The sequence below is a fragment of the Oleiphilus sp. HI0086 genome (assembly GCF_001635225.1).
Map to the genome: position 1 here is coordinate 1 of NZ_LWFZ01001500.1, position 1,406 is coordinate 1,406.

Genomic DNA, 1,406 nt, shown 5'->3' on the forward strand with positions numbered 1-1,406 from the left:
AGATATCGCGCTTTCAAACAACTAAGCTAGGCAAGCCAAAAACGGCTACTTACCATAAGGCTAAGAGCGGAACATAATCACCCTTAGCCTTCATCTTTAATTCAAATACGCTTCCTGAAAATCTGAAACCCCATTATCATTAGAGTCCGAATTGTCAGGTTTAGTATTTAACAGATACTCTTCGATATTTGTTAAATTATCCTTATCCAAGTCTTTGAACTTATCGCTTGGGTCACTATCATCCAAGCCGTAAAGCATCTCGAATATTCCCGGCATCCCGTCTGAATCTTGATCCGTCACACCGATAGGCATTATATCGACGAGCGAGTCATACACACTTAATAACGCAAAGTCACTCTGGCCTGCGACTTGTTGCGGCAAGACTTTCATCATTAGCTCATCTTCTGTGGCTTGCTGTATCAGATACTTTGTTGGTTCGCCATCATCTGTAGGCTTATTGTCCTCGATATAGACTGCCCGCGTTTCTTGAGAGTTAAATAAAGAACTAGGATCGTCAACGATAGCAATGAAGTGCTGATTTTCTTCATGAAGATCATAAAACGTCGAGTATTCAGCTAAACCGTATGATTTATGCAACAAACTGCCTGCCACCGGCGCCTCTAGTGAAGCCAGAGTAAGTTGATGTCCAGATCCGAAGTAGATCAATTCACCATTTTCAGATAACTGAATGGGCCCGCTAAGCGGTTTCTCTGATGATTCAAAAATAGTGGATATTTCATCAGAGGCAATACCAAACGTCGATAAGTCCAAGGTCATTGAAAGTACTTCATTGTTTGGATGATTATCTACACGAACAACTGCAAGAATATCAACCAAAGTAGTGCAGCTGTCATTGCGACAGGCTAATTTAATACTGTCTGGCAAAACATCATATTCGATGTCCACAATACTACCAAGCAGCGCGCCAGCAGCATCAAACATAATCAATTTGTAGCGCTCTTCTAAAGCGGTGGAGTTTCGTGTGAAAACAAACAAGTTATCGCCCAATCCACTTATATGTACAACATCTGAATCTTCAGCAGCGAGCTGAACAAACGGAACCAAGGGGCTGTCACTTTCAAGATTTTGATAATAAATAGCTCCTTCGTCATCTGCAAAATATAACCTTTGTAAGCTTCCTGAAAGCGCGGTTACTACATCACCACTTACCGGTGTATGCGGGAGATAATACGATGTATCTTCAGAAGCCTCCATTCGATATCTGATGATTCTATCCCAGCCTTTACCGGAAAACGTTACGACATTTTGACTCCCTGCACTTATATCATCCCAGCTGGCATTGCGAACTTGGTCGATAGAGGCCTGCCCCGCCATCCACGCGGAATAGCACTTCCTGTCAGAAGGATCATCATTATCAATTACGCCATCAGTTAATCTATGACAAC

Annotated in this window: 1 protein-coding gene; it reads right to left on the minus strand. The window is 42.3% G+C overall.

From position 1 onward, the window contains the following. Positions 1–96: 96 nt before the first annotated feature. On the minus strand, positions 97–1,406 hold a 1,310-nt coding region (locus tag A3756_RS28415), incomplete at its 5' end, for a hypothetical protein (protein WP_197481538.1).